This window comes from Pantoea sp. SGAir0183 (genome assembly GCF_043545505.1).
The window spans coordinates 1721702-1736069 of record NZ_CP028053.1 but is presented as its reverse complement, the minus strand read 5'-3'; the positions used below and the strand labels follow the sequence as shown (position 1 = coordinate 1736069).

Annotated in this window: 10 protein-coding genes; all 10 read right to left on the bottom strand. The window is 54.0% G+C overall.

The features are described from left to right. Positions 1-461: 461 nt before the first annotated feature. Positions 462-1961 carry a type VI secretion system contractile sheath large subunit gene (gene tssC, locus C1N59_RS08080; protein ID WP_394550527.1) on the bottom strand — a complete coding sequence of 500 codons (1500 nt, stop codon included), beginning with the start codon at positions 1959-1961 and terminating at the stop codon, positions 462-464. Continuing rightward, positions 1961-2491: a type VI secretion system contractile sheath small subunit gene (gene tssB, locus C1N59_RS08075; protein WP_033742165.1), complete on the bottom strand. Its 531-nt coding sequence runs from the start codon at positions 2489-2491 to the stop codon at positions 1961-1963. Before tssB ends, tssC begins: the two co-directional genes overlap by 1 nt. 80 nt (positions 2492-2571) lie before the next feature. Then, entirely contained in the window at positions 2572-3597 is a 1026-nt protein-coding gene (gene tssA, locus C1N59_RS08070; protein ID WP_033742167.1) for a type VI secretion system protein TssA, read from the bottom strand. Positions 3598-3607: 10 nt separating this feature from the next. Beyond that, a complete protein-coding gene (gene tagF / locus C1N59_RS08065) occupies positions 3608-4324 on the bottom strand; it encodes a type VI secretion system-associated protein TagF (protein WP_033742168.1) in 717 nt (238 codons plus the stop codon). A 14-nt stretch (positions 4325-4338) separates the two neighbouring features. Beyond that, on the bottom strand, positions 4339-7965 hold the full coding sequence (gene tssM, locus C1N59_RS08060; protein WP_394550526.1) for a type VI secretion system membrane subunit TssM: 3627 nt from the start codon (positions 7963-7965) through the stop codon (positions 4339-4341). 3 nt (positions 7966-7968) lie between these two features. Beyond that, the gene (locus C1N59_RS08055; RefSeq protein WP_080752842.1) at positions 7969-9216 is read right to left on the bottom strand and encodes a DotU family type VI secretion system protein; all 1248 of its coding nucleotides are present in this window, start codon (positions 9214-9216) and stop codon (positions 7969-7971) included. A 16-nt stretch (positions 9217-9232) separates the two neighbouring features. Then, complete coding sequence (tssK, locus tag C1N59_RS08050) at positions 9233-10573, bottom strand: type VI secretion system baseplate subunit TssK (RefSeq protein ID WP_033742173.1); 1341 nt, start codon at positions 10571-10573, stop codon at positions 9233-9235. Between the two features lie 21 nt (positions 10574-10594). After that, a complete protein-coding gene (tssJ, locus tag C1N59_RS08045) occupies positions 10595-11098 on the bottom strand; it encodes a type VI secretion system lipoprotein TssJ (RefSeq protein ID WP_050504999.1) in 504 nt (167 codons plus the stop codon). 23 nt (positions 11099-11121) lie between these two features. Next, positions 11122-11718: a hypothetical protein gene (locus tag C1N59_RS08040; RefSeq protein WP_033742175.1), complete on the bottom strand. Its 597-nt coding sequence runs from the start codon at positions 11716-11718 to the stop codon at positions 11122-11124. Positions 11719-12798: 1080 nt separating this feature from the next. Continuing rightward, the gene (locus tag C1N59_RS08035; RefSeq protein WP_039338298.1) at positions 12799-14214 is read right to left on the bottom strand and encodes an EmmdR/YeeO family multidrug/toxin efflux MATE transporter; all 1416 of its coding nucleotides are present in this window, start codon (positions 14212-14214) and stop codon (positions 12799-12801) included. Between the last annotated feature and the right edge of the window lie 154 nt (positions 14215-14368).

Here is a 14368-nt window from a genome sequence, read left to right as displayed (position 1 = left end):
AATAAAACAGTCCATATTTTACTTTTGCCTCGACTTCGGGAGTGCTACAGGCTTCCCGAAGGGTCCCACTACAATAAACTGCAACAGCAGGAGATTTTTTTGCCGTATCGGTATGTCAAATGAATGCTGACGCACACAAGGCATCCGTCGTATATACGCTAAATTTAATTATGTCGTTCATTCTGTTGCAGGCTGATGACTTAACCCCTATCCATTCTCACAGCGATAACAGAACAGTTAAGCTAATTATTTATCTGGCCGACCTGGAACAGCAAAATATCTGATTGGGCAGCCTGCCATTATACCTTTATAGCCCGGTCGAAACCCGTAGACCTTCTACCGGAGCCAGTATTTTCAGAAAAGGTTTATTTTACGAGAAACAGAATTTTGGAAGTGAAAAAAGTCATGCTTAATCGTCTGAAAAGCACGCCACCTGGACGTGCTTTACATTGCAAAAAAATTTAATTCTCGTTCGACTTCAGCGAAGGGAGCTTCGATACCAGACGCAGCGACACTGTTAATCCTTCCAGCTGATAATGCGGGCGCAGGAAGAACTTCGCCGCATAGTAGCCAGGGTTGTCTTCCTGCTCTTCCACATTCACCTCCGCCGCAGCCAGTGGCTTGCGTGATTTGGTTTCCTGTGAAGAGTTAGCCGGGTCACCATCGACATAGTTCATTATCCAGTCATTCAGCCAGCGTTCCATATCGTCACGCTCACGGAATGAACCAATTTTGTCGCGCACAATGCACTTCAGGTAGTGAGCGAAACGGCAGCAGGCGAACAGGTACGGCAGACGGGCAGCCAGACGAGCATTCGCGGTAGCGTCCGCATCATGGTATTCCGCCGGTTTTTGCAGCGACTGTGCGCCAATAAACGCGGCGAAGTCTGAGTTTTTACGGTGGACCAGCGGCATAAAGCCATTTTTCGCCAGTTCGGCTTCACGGCGATCGCTGATGGCGATCTCGGTCGGGCACTTCATGTCCACGCCGCCGTCATCGCTGGGGAACGTATGGCAGGGCAGGTTTTCCACTGCGCCACCTGATTCCACGCCACGGATGGAGGTACACCAGCCGTACTCTTTAAATGAACGGTTGATGTTGGCCGCCATCGCATAAGCTGCGTTGGTCCAGCTGTAGTTGCTGTGATCCGAGCCATCGGTCTGCTCTTCAAAATCGAAGCTGTCAACCGGGTTGGTACGAATGCCGTAAGGCAGACGAGACAGGAAGCGCGGCATTACCAGGCCCAGGTAACGCGCATCTTCCGATTCGCGCAGGCTGCGCCAGGCGGCATATTCGGTATTCTGGAAGATTTTGGTCAGATCGCGTGGATTCGCCAGCTCCTGCCAGGATTCCATCTGCATAACGCCTGGCGCGGTACCGGTGATAAACGGACAGTGCGCGGCCGCACCGATGCGGGCCATCTCGCCCAGCAGCTCAACGTCCTGCGGGCTGTGGTCGAAGTAGTAATCGCCGACCAGGCAACCGAACGGCTCGCCACCGAACTGGCCGTATTCCTGTTCATAGATTTTCTTAAACAGCGGACTTTGATCCCAGCCCACGCCTTTATAGCGCTTGAGCGTGCGGCCCAGCTCCTGTTTAGAGATGCTCATGAAACGAATCTTCAGCATCTCATCGGTTTCCGTGTTATTCACCAGATAGCTCAGACCGCGCCAGGCGCTTTCCAGCTTCTGAAACTCTTCATGGTGAATAATCTGATTGACCTGCTGAGACAGCTTTTCATCAATCTCAGCAATCAGTGCCTGAATGGTGCGGTAAGCATCGCTGGAAACGGTCACCGTATTTTCCAGCGCCTGCTGTGCCAGCGTTTTCACCGCGCTTTCTACCGCTTCGCGCGCCTGCTCACTCTTTGGACGAAACTCTTTGTTCAGTAAGGCACTAAACTCGTCCTGACTAAAACTGGCATCGCCCTGTGACTGGGGTTGTTGAGAAGTCTGATTCATTATTGCTCCTCCTTCCCTTCTGCGGCATCCGCCTGCTTAGGCACATGCGTCAACGCCTGCAGCAGGGTCGGATCCTGAAGAATTTTGCCGATAAGCTCTTCAGCGCCATTTTTGCCATCCATATAGGTCAGCAGATTTGAAAGCTGAGTACGTGCTTCCAGCAGGCTGTTAAGTGGTTCGACTTTACGGGCAATGGCATCCGGGGAGAAATCGTCCATGCTTTCAAAAGTCAGGTCAATATTCAGTTTGCCGTCGCCGTTCAGCGTATTGTCGACCTGGAATGCAGCGCGTGGCTTCATGGCTTTCATGCGCTCATCGAAGTTATCGATGTCGATTTCCAGGAATTTGCGGTCGTCAACGCTGGCCTGCGGCTCCAGCGGCTTACCGGCTAAATCGGCCAGTACGCCCATGATGAAGGGCAGCTGAATTTTTCGTTCTGCACCATAAACTTCCACGTCATATTCAATCTGAACGCGTGGCGCGCGATTGCGGGCGATAAATTTCTGCCCACTGGACTTCATTGTTGGCATGGTTCTCTCCATAAATAATGCGCGGTTACTGGCTCGCAGGAGGCGCGCAGGTCTCGCTGCGTTAAGACTTCACTGATAGCTTAGTCGCGGCGTCCAAAAATGTTTTCTAACTGATGTACACCATCCGGCGCAAGGTCGCGAATGATGTCCATAAAGTCGAGTTCGATCAGGCGCTGTACACGGTCAATCATCAACGGTGCCGGATGGCTGGGCTCGTGCTGCGTAAAGTACTGTTTCACTTTTTCCAGCATTAACTGCGCTTCAGCACGCGAGTTAAGCTGAGCACTGCGCCAGTCTGTAGCGGCGCGCGACGCGGCCCTGGGCGCGGTTGGGTTTTCAGTTTCCGGTGCAGACTGTACGGCCGCTGCCAGAGACTGTAACGCGCCAATATCGGTGGCCTGGCAACGCTCATTCAGCATGGCGAAGCTGCGCTGAAGCTGACTCATATCCGGTAAGGCCGTTTCATCCAGCTTTTCAGTCACCAGGCTACGAATGCGCTGCAAACGTTCGCCAATGTCCTGAATGGCCGCAACGCCGGGTTGCTCGCCTCGCGCCAGTTCATCATTAAGACGCGGCAGGCCGCCAGGGTAGTCTGGCACTTCCGTTTTACTGCCGTCACATAATGCAGCGGCATCGCGAAGCGTAATCCCGTCGGAAGCATAACGCAGCAGCCACGACTGGCGCACCGCGCCCGCCAGGGCTGACTGGTCGCCCAGCACGGCCAGGGCATTAATGCGGTAAAAGGGATCGGGCTGGCCATCTTCTTCCAGACGTGGCCACAAGGTTTCCCAGTACTGCGACATGGCCTGCTCAATCAGTTGCAACCCCTGTGCATAGCCGGGCAACCCTTTGAGACGAGTCCAGGCGTGCGTCAGCGTGAGCATGACGCGTAAATCTTTGCTGCGGCTCATTAAATCCAGTGCCAGCTTTTCGACCTTGTTCCAGTCAGCCGGTTCGGCCGGAATGATGGTATTGCCGAACTGCTGCTCGGCTTTGCCTACGCTGGCCTGTTCCATCGCCTGAAAATCCGCATCGTATTCCAGGTTATCCCCGCAGGGATTATCGTGGCTTACCGGTATCAGCAACGTGTCAATATCAATACTCATCCGTTTCGCCTCAGGATTCAAACATAGGAGGATAAAGTCCATTTCGCCCGGGCTTTGCACCGCCCGCCGGATCGAATAACAGCGAAAATAACTGCGCTGTCAGGTTGCCGCTGTGGACATGGGTATAAAGCGGAAAACCGTCGCTCTGATTGGTCCACCAAAAACTGCTTTGAAACTGGGGATCAAAACTCTGTGATGGCAAATTCCAGCTCAGGGTGGAGGCATTATTCTCCCCGCTGCCGATCACCGATAAGATATCCGATGAGGCTTCGCCTTCCTGAGGCTGTGGAAGGGGAATACTTAACAACGCCTGATCAAACTGCTCGGGCGTGCCACCCTCCTGAACCGCCCGCAACAAGGTATTGCCCATCTGGTGATACCAGTCACCGGCGCGGGCCAGCAATAACGGGGCCCATTCCGTCGGCGTAAAGTAGCGCAACGCACAGAGCGGATAATGTCGCCCGACGCTGTCGCGGGCGGCGGTCAGACAGCCCATCTGAATCAGCTGCGTACCTAACATGGGCGGTATGACAAAATTCCATACGGGCGCTTTAAGAAAGGCCCGGGACGCGGAATGCTCGCCTTCCGCACTGGTTTGCCAGTGATGCAATCCTACCTGAAACCAGTTCGACCACTGGCGCTGCAGGGTATCGGGGAAACGTCGTTTTACGAAATCACCCGAACTGGGCAGTTTGCCGTACCAGCCAGGTGCTGCGTATTGAGTCATAGTCAGATCCTGTTTCAGGGACAGCTAAATGCAGGGAGCTGGAAGGGGTTCCTGATGCTGCCCGGCGTAAAGGACAACGTCACATTATGGCCCTCCACATTAAAGCTGGCTTCGCGCGTCAGTCCGCCGACCGAGGTGACCTGTGCGCGGTCAAAGAAGCGATTAAGCGCCCATGGCCCGCTGGTGGTCAGCGTGGAGGTCGTGCCATTCGTCAGGCCCAGTTGCATGCGCACCTGACTGGTTCCCCCCGGACCGGGCCAGCTGACTAACTGCACCGCCTGTGGACCATGACTGTAGCGTAAGATTTGCCCGTCCACGTCCAGCGTCATATTAAGAATGTCGTTGTCCATTTTTACCGTGCGCAACGTCACGCGGAAAGAAGGCGTGGTGGCACCATTGGCAAAAAACGCATCGCGAATCGACTGAGCCTGCTGGAACGGACGCAGCAGCGCTTCGCCCCCCGGTAACGTTTTACCATCAATGCCCGGCGTGAAACGCCATGCCGCGCGGGTGGTATCCACTTTACTGGCCAGATTGTCCCGGAAGAAGCTGTCCATCAGTCCGCTGCCTGGCGCAAACATGCGCGCCAGGTCGTCAGGCGTGACTTCACTTCGCGCGTTGCGCACTAAAGGATAGCGGCCGGCAATCGCCTGGCGACAGAAACTGCCAACTTCCATGGTAATACGCTTGCGGACGTTATCCATATCGCGACGCTGTGCATCACTGCTGGCACCGACAGCCATACCGGAGACCATATTTTGCAGCGAGCCAGGCAAACGGCCTGCGCTGGCCTGCAGACGGCTGATCGCATCACTGGAGGGCGGTGGCATTCCGCTGTTCGCCGCGTCCTGTACGGCCGTGAGGTAACGATAGAGGTCGTCAATCTGCTTCAGGAAATCATCCACGGCCAGCACTTTGCTGCCCTGCTGCAATGGCTGTGCCAGTTCGATAATCGGTGCGAAATGGGCCGTTACCGCTTGTTCAGGCGTTTGCTGCACCGCACCCTGTTCACCATTCGAGCGCGGCGAGGTAAACAGTGCCTGTAACGTACGCGTGGCACTGTTATCTGACGCGGCTGCGGCATTTTTCGCGCTCTTGTCGTCAGGTTGTGCCCGCGTCAGCGTGAGCTGTTTACTCAAATTAATAACCAGTTGCCGCAGCGGGGAATGGTTACTGGATAACAGACGTGCGGTATTAATACGCTGCGTTAAATCGGCACTGCTGTTGAGCTGAATATCGCTGAGAAACTGCTCCCACTGGCGAATATAGTCCTGAATATACAGCTGACGCACCGCCATATCGGTTTGTTTGCTGTCTTCATGGGCCGTTTCGCCACCCAGCACCCAGATATCATCCTTGTAGAGGGCATCCGTAACGGGGGCGATCTCTTTATCAACGTGGTTCCAGTAGCCGTCGGGCGTGAAAAGTCCGGACACGCCTTCATTCACGGATTTACCGCTTTTACGTGAGAACACCAGTTCGCTTTGCGGCCCACCCAGGGCAGCCAGGGTCACGGGTGACAATGCACTATCGCGTTCCAGCAGGCGTTTCAGGCGTCCGTAAACGCGCTGTGACAGCGGCATCTGACTAATCAGCGCCTGCTCGCGCTTTACCAGCGCGTCATCCTTCGCATAGGGCGAGGACTGGATCTGTGTTTCCAGCAACTGCTGCAGGTGCCACGCCAGCTGTTTCACCTCCGCCTGCGTCACATCCTGAGGCAGTTCACGGGAGATATTTAACATCATCCACGCCTGAAGAAACTTACCGTCATAGTGCTTTGGCTGATACAGCATCTGATAAGCCTTCAGGGCTTCATAGCTGTAATCGGCATCGCTGCCGTTGTCATTGCGTAACCAGCGGGTAATATTTTGCGCCACTTGTGGCATCAACAGTTGTTTAAGTGCGCGATCGTATAACGCCTGCGTGGCGTCACTCACTTCGGTACCCCGATACAGCCCCATGCGACGCGTCAGCGGCGGATGCTCCAGGGAAAAAGACGCGCTTTCCGGCAGGTGCAACAGCGTGTTGAGATAAGGGACCAGCGCAAACAGGTTACCGTTCACCTCTTTTTGCAGTTTGTCACCCAGTTGCTCGACCTGCGGCGTTTTGGCCGCCATCTCCTGCAGATAAGTTTTATTTTTGTTGTAGCTGATCAGCCACAATGTCCCCGCAATCAGCACCAGGATAAGCAAGGCCAGGTAGCCCGACCAGAGCCCTACGCGATTACGGAGTTCCCACCAGCGATTGCTGCCCGCCAGGCCCGACTCCTGAAAGATGACGTTTTCCAGCACCCCTTTCAGGAAGAAACTCTGGCCTTTGTTCTGCGGAATCGGGGCCTCTTTATCCACCTTGTCCCAGCTACCTGACTCGCCCTGCTGCTGGCCCGGCAAGTGCAGTGCACGTGTCAGTTCGCCCATCACACGGTCAAATGGCAGCCCTTCCTGGGTGCCGCTGGCGAAATAGATCCCGCGCGGCGCAAACTGCGTTTCGAAATCAGAACGGGCAAAGAGAATATCCAGCGCTTCAGCCAACTGTGGGCGCAGCGCGGCAAATTCTTGTGGGAACAGATAACTTTCTGCCCGCGCCTGCGCATCACTTTCCGCCAGCAGAACATCCGCCAGCCCGGCATCCAGCCGCTGTTGCAACAGAGCATATTCCTGCTGGAACTGGCTGCTCAGTTCGAAATCCGCTGTCGAGGCTTTCGCCCATGGGAAGGTAAATCCCCAAATCTGTTCGCGCTGTGTTTTATCCAGGCTGGCAAAATAACTGCGGAAACCTTTTAACAGGTCAGCTTTAGTGACCAGCACATAAACCGGAAAGCGAATGCCCAGTTGATCGTGAAGTTCCATCAGGCGCTGACGCAGCGCCATCGCCTGATTACGCATGGCGTCGGGCGATTGCGACAACAGATCAGCCACGCTGAGTGTCACAATGACGCCGTTTACAGGCTGACGGCCACGGTATTTGCGCAGCAGCGCCAGAAAATGGTGCCATTCACTGGCATCACGCTCCTGCTGACTTTCCTGCGTGGTATAGCGTCCTGCGGTATCCAGCAGGACAGCTTCATTTGTAAACCACCAGTCGCAGTTTCGTGTTCCGCCAATACCGCGTAAGGCCGCTTTGCCAAATTTATCGGCCAACGGAAACTGCAAACCGGAATTCACCAGCGCCGTCGTTTTACCCGCGCCAGGCGCACCGATAATCATGTACCACGGCAGTTGGTACAGATACTGATGGCTGAAGCGCTGCGCCCAGAAAGGGGCGCCTTTGCTGCTCTGGCGCTGAAAATGCGCCTTTTTTAGCATTTCTGTCGCTTCAGAGAAGCGGCTGGCAAGCACCTGATCCTCACTGGTCAGGCGTTTGCGCTCTTCCTCAGGTGCGTCCGGTTTGCTGGTCTCCAGACTGGACATCAGTTTGCGGTTCAGCCAGTAGTTATACAGACGTGGAATCGCCTGACTCAGGCCCCAGACCACATACAGCAGCGCAATACTGATCATGCGGTTCTGTTCAGACTCCAGCGGCCGGGAATCCACTATCGAGAACACCGGGCCGATGACCCAAATGATAAATGATAACGCTGTGATACCGACGAAGCCCCACGCCAGGCGGCTGGTCAGTATCGAAAACAGGACATTCAGCATGGATTAGTTCCCTCTTGCCAGGCCGTTAAGTTCAGCTTTCGTCGTGTCAGGTGCGACCTGCAGCGTGATTTCAACACGACGGTTGCGGGCGCGGTTCTCTGCACTGTTATTAGGCACCAGCGGGTGCGTTTCGCCCCGCCCTTCCGCTTTGACACGTGACGGATTGGCCAGCTGTTTTTGCAACAGGTTCTGAACGGACTGAGCGCGAGCCAGCGACAGCTCGTAGTTCGATGCAAAACGTGCACTGCGAATCGGTACGTTATCGCTGTATCCCACGACCAGGATTTTCCCGCTGACGTTGTTCATGGCCTCGGCAATGCGCTGAATCACCGCATCATAACGCCCACGAACTTCCGTTGATCCAGAGGCGAATAAGCCGTCTCCTTTCAGCGTCACCACGCTCTGATCGGCCTCGTCACGCACCGCGACCAGGCCTTCATCGATTTCTGGTTTGAGGAAGGACTTCAGGTTCAGTGACGGCGGCGGCGGCGGTGCCGGATTTCGAATCTGCACTTCGGGCAGTGTTGTCTGATAAATTTTGGCCAGCACCGGCGAGGTGTAATCCCCCAGCCGCCAGTTAAGCACAATGTAGAACAGGCAGGCCGCCAGGCCCGCCAGCGCGGCGCAGGCCCACAGCGGAATCATCGGTCGCCACAGTTTGCGCAACACCGGTTGATCGGTAGGATGCGGCGAAAGCGCAGCGGCAAAACTTCCCCTGACGCTTCGGATCATCTGCAGCAGGCGCTGTTTAATGGTGTCCAGTTGTGAACGCCCGTTGTCGAGTACGCGGTAGCGCCCTTCGAACCCCAGCACCAGACAGAAATAAATCAGCTCCAGTAACAGAATATGCTGTCGCGGATTTTGTGACAGTTTAGCCAGCAGCTGGAAAAACTTTTCGCCACCCCAGGTTTCGTTGTGAAAAGTTACCAGCAAGCCATTACTGGTCCACACACCGCGGCTGCCCCAGGGCGTCAGCGCAGCGGCTTCGTCCAGCGCCGTACACAGGCAGTAACGTGCGCCAACGATCACTTCGTAGCTCAGACCCGACTGCTGACAGGCCAGCTCGAAACGACGAATCTGTTCGATAAGTTGCTGGCGTAAACGGGCGGGATCGTCATGCGATACCGAGTGACGAATCTGGGGAATGGCGTTGATCAGCGGATTAGCTGCGGCCACCAGCGTGTTCTGATGGCTCAGACTTAACTCCTGCTGAAAAGCATCACTGTTCGGTTTGTTTTGTTCCTGCATCATGCCTGCTCAGTTTGAATTATTCTGACTGACTGCGAATGGCCCAGAACTCCATGTTCAGGCCCGGAAACTCACCGGCAAGGTGCAGCGCGAAGGCACCCGATCGTTCCATCTCCTGCCAAAGCTCGCTGTTTTTATCCAACTCAAAATAGCTGTAGCCTGCGTGCCAGGGGATTTGCGGGGGCGCGCCAGGCATGGCTCTCAGGGCCAGCCCCGGAAGCTGCAACTGCACGAGATCGCGAATTTTGGTCACAGGCGCGACCTTCATCTGTGCCGGGAAATGGGTTTTGAGTGCATCGGCGGGAACGCTTGCCTTGACGGCCAGCACAAAGCCAAATTCACGCACCATGCTGTTGTCTGGCACGGTGGCGACGTTCAGGCCGTGTGAACGCTGCGTCAGTGGCAGCTGAATGGCGCTCTCTTCCATGACCTGCGACAGCCCCTGACGCAGCAACAGGGTGAGGCGCGAAAAGCAACCTTGCAGATCATCGTGATCGTAAAGGGGAAGCGCGTCAGGCGTACGGGCCTGCGTCCAGGTTGCCAGTTCCGCGGCCAGTTGTAACCAGTGGCTGTAGAGCGTTTCAGGATGCAGTAACGGCAGGTGCTGCAGATGAGCGTGCAGCCCCAACTGGCGATTAAGGAGCGCCAGCAGCATGAAATCCACCATATCTGCACTGTTAAAACGCCCGGTACCTGGCGCGCGCTGGCTCAGTTGCTGGCTGCGCTGCTGAATCATACCGTGCAAATCCGTCATCATGCTCTGAAGCGGACGACTGCCTGCAAGCGTTAAGGTAGGAGGGATATAGTCATTGTCTAAACGAATGTGGTTGTCACTGCGTTTTTCAACAATCTGCGCCACGCCCATGGCCGTCCACTCTGCGGTCAGATCCTGCTCCAGCATTAACCGCAGGCGAAGCTTGCCAAACTGGACGGTGGCGGTGCCAACAGCCTGCGCGTTGTCATCTTCGACTTCCGCTTCCCAGGCGAGGTAGCGCGCCAGAGAATCTGGCGCATCTTCAAACGTTACCGCTTCGCGGCCATTACGCCGCGCGGGGATGGCCAGCACCACTTTCGCCCGGTCAATATTCGCGGGCACGTCTAATGGGGCTGGACCTTGCTGGGGCTGGCTGAAAGCAAAAAACGTCCCATCCGGCAGACATCCACTGGCGGCATTGAGCGCCAGCTTGCCCTGCCGTAACAGCGCTTCATCAAATTCGAGATCGAAAAATCCCCAAATGTAAGGACGTTGCGACTGGCCCCATTCACGCAGCGAGCTTTGCAGAAAATTTTCTGCCTGCTGGAAATGGTGAGGACGCAAAAACATCCCTTCCGCCCAAACAACCTTTTCGGCTCTGTTCATAATCATCCTTTGAAGACGGTGTTATTGCTTAACGGGACGCATACCGGCATCGTCAACAATAATGTTGGCGTTTAGCTCACCATCATTGCTTTTCCAGAACTGCCAGAATGAACTGCTGTCGCTGTCCGGGAAAGGCAGCGCCAGCCGCCACACTTTGCCATCCAGCTTTTGATATTCCGCCATGATGCCGATAAACCGTGCCTCAGGCAGGCTTTTCGCACTCAGCGTTTTACTGAGCTGACCGGACATCAGGAAAAACTGCTGACTGTTAAGCAGCGTATTGCCTAATGCGGTCGCGGGTTGATTCTGTAATGTGAAGAAATCAGCGGACATAAACTCGGCATCCGACGTCAACAGCATGACGCGCACTTTGAGCGGCGCGCCGGCGTTGATGGGGGGATGCGCCTGAAAATTCAGGTTGTAGCGCGCGATATCGGGCTTACTGCTACTGCATGCGGTCAGCAGAAGTAGCAGGAAGGGCCAGAGCCATTTTTTCAGGCCAGCGCGCAAGTGGGTATGTGCCATATCTGCCCCTCCCTGCCCCTGACTTAGTTAATGATCCAGGTACCGTTATTGCTGTTCTGGCAGGCCTGGCTGTTGCCATCAACAGAGACGCAGGTCTTTTTCTTCGCGGCGGCACGCGCACGACGCTTAGGCTGATCGGCTTTGATGGTTTGGTCGTATAAATCGCTTTTTACCACTGCACGGAAAGGCACATAGCCAATGACTTTGACCGCATTGGTCGGTGCCTGAGGCGCGGCGCCCTTACTGTCGGTGGCTTTCGCGTCAGTTGCGGGTGGTGAAACCGCGTCAGCTTCTTCGCCCAGTGCCAGCCAGTTATTTTCTACCTGACCCACAACGGTATAGGTTTCACCCGTTTTCAGCGTTTCCACGACCTTGCCGCCAAAATCCGGGCGTGTCATCACAGAGGCAGGATACAGGGCACGGTAACTCTCATTGACGGCGGTGAACTGTGCAGGCGCAGCTACGGCATGACGGTGAATCAGGGTAGTGCCATCAACGGTATTGGTGACCATTGTGTCATCTGTCATTTTTGGCGGTGTTTTACAGCCTGCAACAGCAAAAACAAACATCAGGCTTAATGCAATTCGAAAGTTCACCATTTTTTTCATATTTAGTTCCATTAATACCCAAAAAAGTGGCCTTTGGCCGGTGGTCAGCGCGTCGTATTGTTGCACAACGTCAACTGGACGCCAGATGACGCCAAGTCATTGATTAACAATACAAGTTGCCTGAATAGGAGCGTTGATTGAGTGTAAATTTTATACGATGAGCATGAACAGTATAGGCACAGTTCATAAAACCTGATGACCGGAGAAGCGGGTCGGCTGAATTTCACCAAATACATTCAGCAAACTGACCCATTCCTAAAAGCAAACGGTATTAAAGCAGCCTGATTATGTTTTGGTAAGACACGATTTTTGTTAGGTAATCGTTAAACTTAACGGGGCTGGTTAATCGTTATTCGTGTGGGGAGAATGGTAACATCCTGCTTAAATTCCAGTCGATCTCACACAAATAGCAATAAATCAATGGGTTACAAAAAAAATATGCAGCACCATAGCTACCGCACGAGCCTGTACATCCTGCTCGCCTGTGTAAAGTTCTTTTCCATTTATTAACATCTTACACAGCTTTACATATTGCCTTGAAAAATTCAATACAGCTCCCAGTTACGTAACTAAGTAATAGTATTTATGTTTTTTACTAACTCAAACAGATGACAATACGGTGAAACCTGCACATTTCGTACGTCTGATACTCATCTATGGTCTCAGCGCCCCTATCCTTTAGTATAAAAGCTTAAGCCAGATGAATATTTTAAGGTGCCGGATGGCCCTGAAAGCTGAGAAAACCGTCAGCTCAAACGCGATGCGTAAGTTGAAAAGAGGAATTAAGTCAAATTTGGCTGCCTGGTCTTTCTGAAACAAAATCAATAACCCATATTAATCAAAGAGTTAAACGAAGCAATGGCGTTAAATTTAAGAGTATTCCTACCCGAAGGCGATGCGCGCGGCCCTGGATTCGAACGCATTTCGTCCGCTTTGCGGGAAAAGTGGGCACAGAACCGTCCTGACGAATGACGAAACCTGTGTAGAGGCAGGTAAATGAAAAGCGTGGCAGTATTAAAACAGACTGTGATGATGCGCGGCGCGAAGCTGCCACGCATCATCACTTCTCACAAACGGGTGGGCTGAAGGTATTCAGGTGGATTCTGCCCTGGCGAGCATCTTGCGGTAGTTATTAAGCCATTTCCCGCTTTTCAGCCGCCACCAGAAAAATCCGCCGCGCACCGTCCAGTCAAGGAACATGCCCAGCCAGACACCAATCACGCCCATACCGAGTTCAATGCCCAGCAGATAACCAATAACAACCCTTGCGCACCACATACTGAACATCGATACATACATCGTATAACGGGCATCACGCGCGCCCTTCAGGCCGGCGGGGAGCACCCAGGAGGCGGCCCAAATCGGCATAAACAGGGCATTCAGCCAGATAAGGTGTTTGGTGACGCTAATCACTTCCGGATCGCTGGTGTAGAAGCGTGCCAGCAGCCCCGCCAGCGGTATGGTCAGTGCAGCAACGCCTGTCAGACAGATTGTAGCCAACAGATAGACGTGCTTGATTTGCCGCTCTGCCTGAAAAACCTGGTATTTACCTAAGCGTTTTCCCGTAATAATGGTCGACGCCGATCCCAGCGCATTACCAGGCAGGTTAATCAGTGAGGCGATTGAAAACGCGATAAAATTGCCGGCAATTTCGTTGGTACCCATGCCCGCCACAAAGACCTGTGTCAGTAACTTCCCGCCGTTAAACAGCACGGATTCAATACTGGCCGGCACACCGATGCTTAAGACTTCAAATAAAATACTGCTGTTCCAACGCCTGAAATAGCTGGACAGCGAAATTCTCAGTGAGGCGTTGAAGCCAATCATTAACACGTAGATGACCGCTATTGCGCCAATGTAGCGGGTAATTGTCAGCCCTAATCCGGCCCCCACAAAGCCCAGCCCCTTCCATGAAAAACAGCCATAAATCAGCACACTGCTGATAACGATGTTAAGAATATTCATCCCACCGTTAATCAGCATCGGTATTTTCGTGTTCCCTGCCCCACGCAGCGCACCGCTACCAATCAGCGTAATGGCCGCCGCCGGATAACTCCATGCGGAAACCTGCAGATAGCTGAGTGCCAGGGCTTTCACTTTCGGTTCTGCTGCGCCTGCGATGGCGTCAATAATCAGATGCCCCCAGAACTCAATGGCGATAACCAGCACCAGGGCTAATACCGTCATCATTGCCAGCGACTGCCGTGTTGCGGCGCGGGCCCGTTTACCATTGCGTCTGGCCAGGCTAAACGCGACCACTACCGTGGTTCCCAGGTCGATGGCGGCAAAAAAGGAGATGACGACCATGTTGAAGCTGTCTGCCAGCCCGACGCCGGCCATGGCTTCTTTGCCCAGCCAGCTCACCAGGAAGGTACTTAACACGCCCATCAGTAGCACACAGGCATTTTCAAAAAAGATAGGAACTGCAAGAGGCGAAATTTCACGCCAGTACAGCGTGCGGTAAGCGCGACGTTTCGGATACCACGCCGTGCGCTTAATCGCCTGCACCACTGCTACGCCGGGATTTTGCAAAGGAGTACCAAATATGAACATGTCGGGAAAGAACTCTAATGATGGTAGCGTAAAGTGAAATATGCAAAACGTTTTGCATTCCTGTTAAATCATCGTTACACACTTTTCTGCTCTCGCCTTTAGTCGTGCC

What these genes read in the sequence shown, in the direction of transcription:
- tssK (WP_033742173.1), bottom strand. Translation starts at nt 10,573, where the DNA reads ATGAACAGAGCCGAAAAGGTTGTTTGGGCGGAAGGGATGTTTTTGCGT.
- tssB (WP_033742165.1), bottom strand. Translation starts at nt 2,491, where the DNA reads ATGCCAACAATGAAGTCCAGTGGGCAGAAATTTATCGCCCGCAATCGC.
- tssJ (WP_050504999.1), bottom strand. Translation starts at nt 11,098, where the DNA reads ATGGCACATACCCACTTGCGCGCTGGCCTGAAAAAATGGCTCTGGCCC.
- tssC (WP_394550527.1), bottom strand. Translation starts at nt 1,961, where the DNA reads ATGAATCAGACTTCTCAACAACCCCAGTCACAGGGCGATGCCAGTTTT.
- tagF (WP_033742168.1), bottom strand. Translation starts at nt 4,324, where the DNA reads ATGACTCAATACGCAGCACCTGGCTGGTACGGCAAACTGCCCAGTTCG.
- tssA (WP_033742167.1), bottom strand. Translation starts at nt 3,597, where the DNA reads ATGAGTATTGATATTGACACGTTGCTGATACCGGTAAGCCACGATAAT.
- tssM (WP_394550526.1), bottom strand. Translation starts at nt 7,965, where the DNA reads ATGCTGAATGTCCTGTTTTCGATACTGACCAGCCGCCTGGCGTGGGGC.
- C1N59_RS08055 (WP_080752842.1), bottom strand. Translation starts at nt 9,216, where the DNA reads ATGATGCAGGAACAAAACAAACCGAACAGTGATGCTTTTCAGCAGGAG.
- C1N59_RS08040 (WP_033742175.1), bottom strand. Translation starts at nt 11,718, where the DNA reads ATGGAACTAAATATGAAAAAAATGGTGAACTTTCGAATTGCATTAAGC.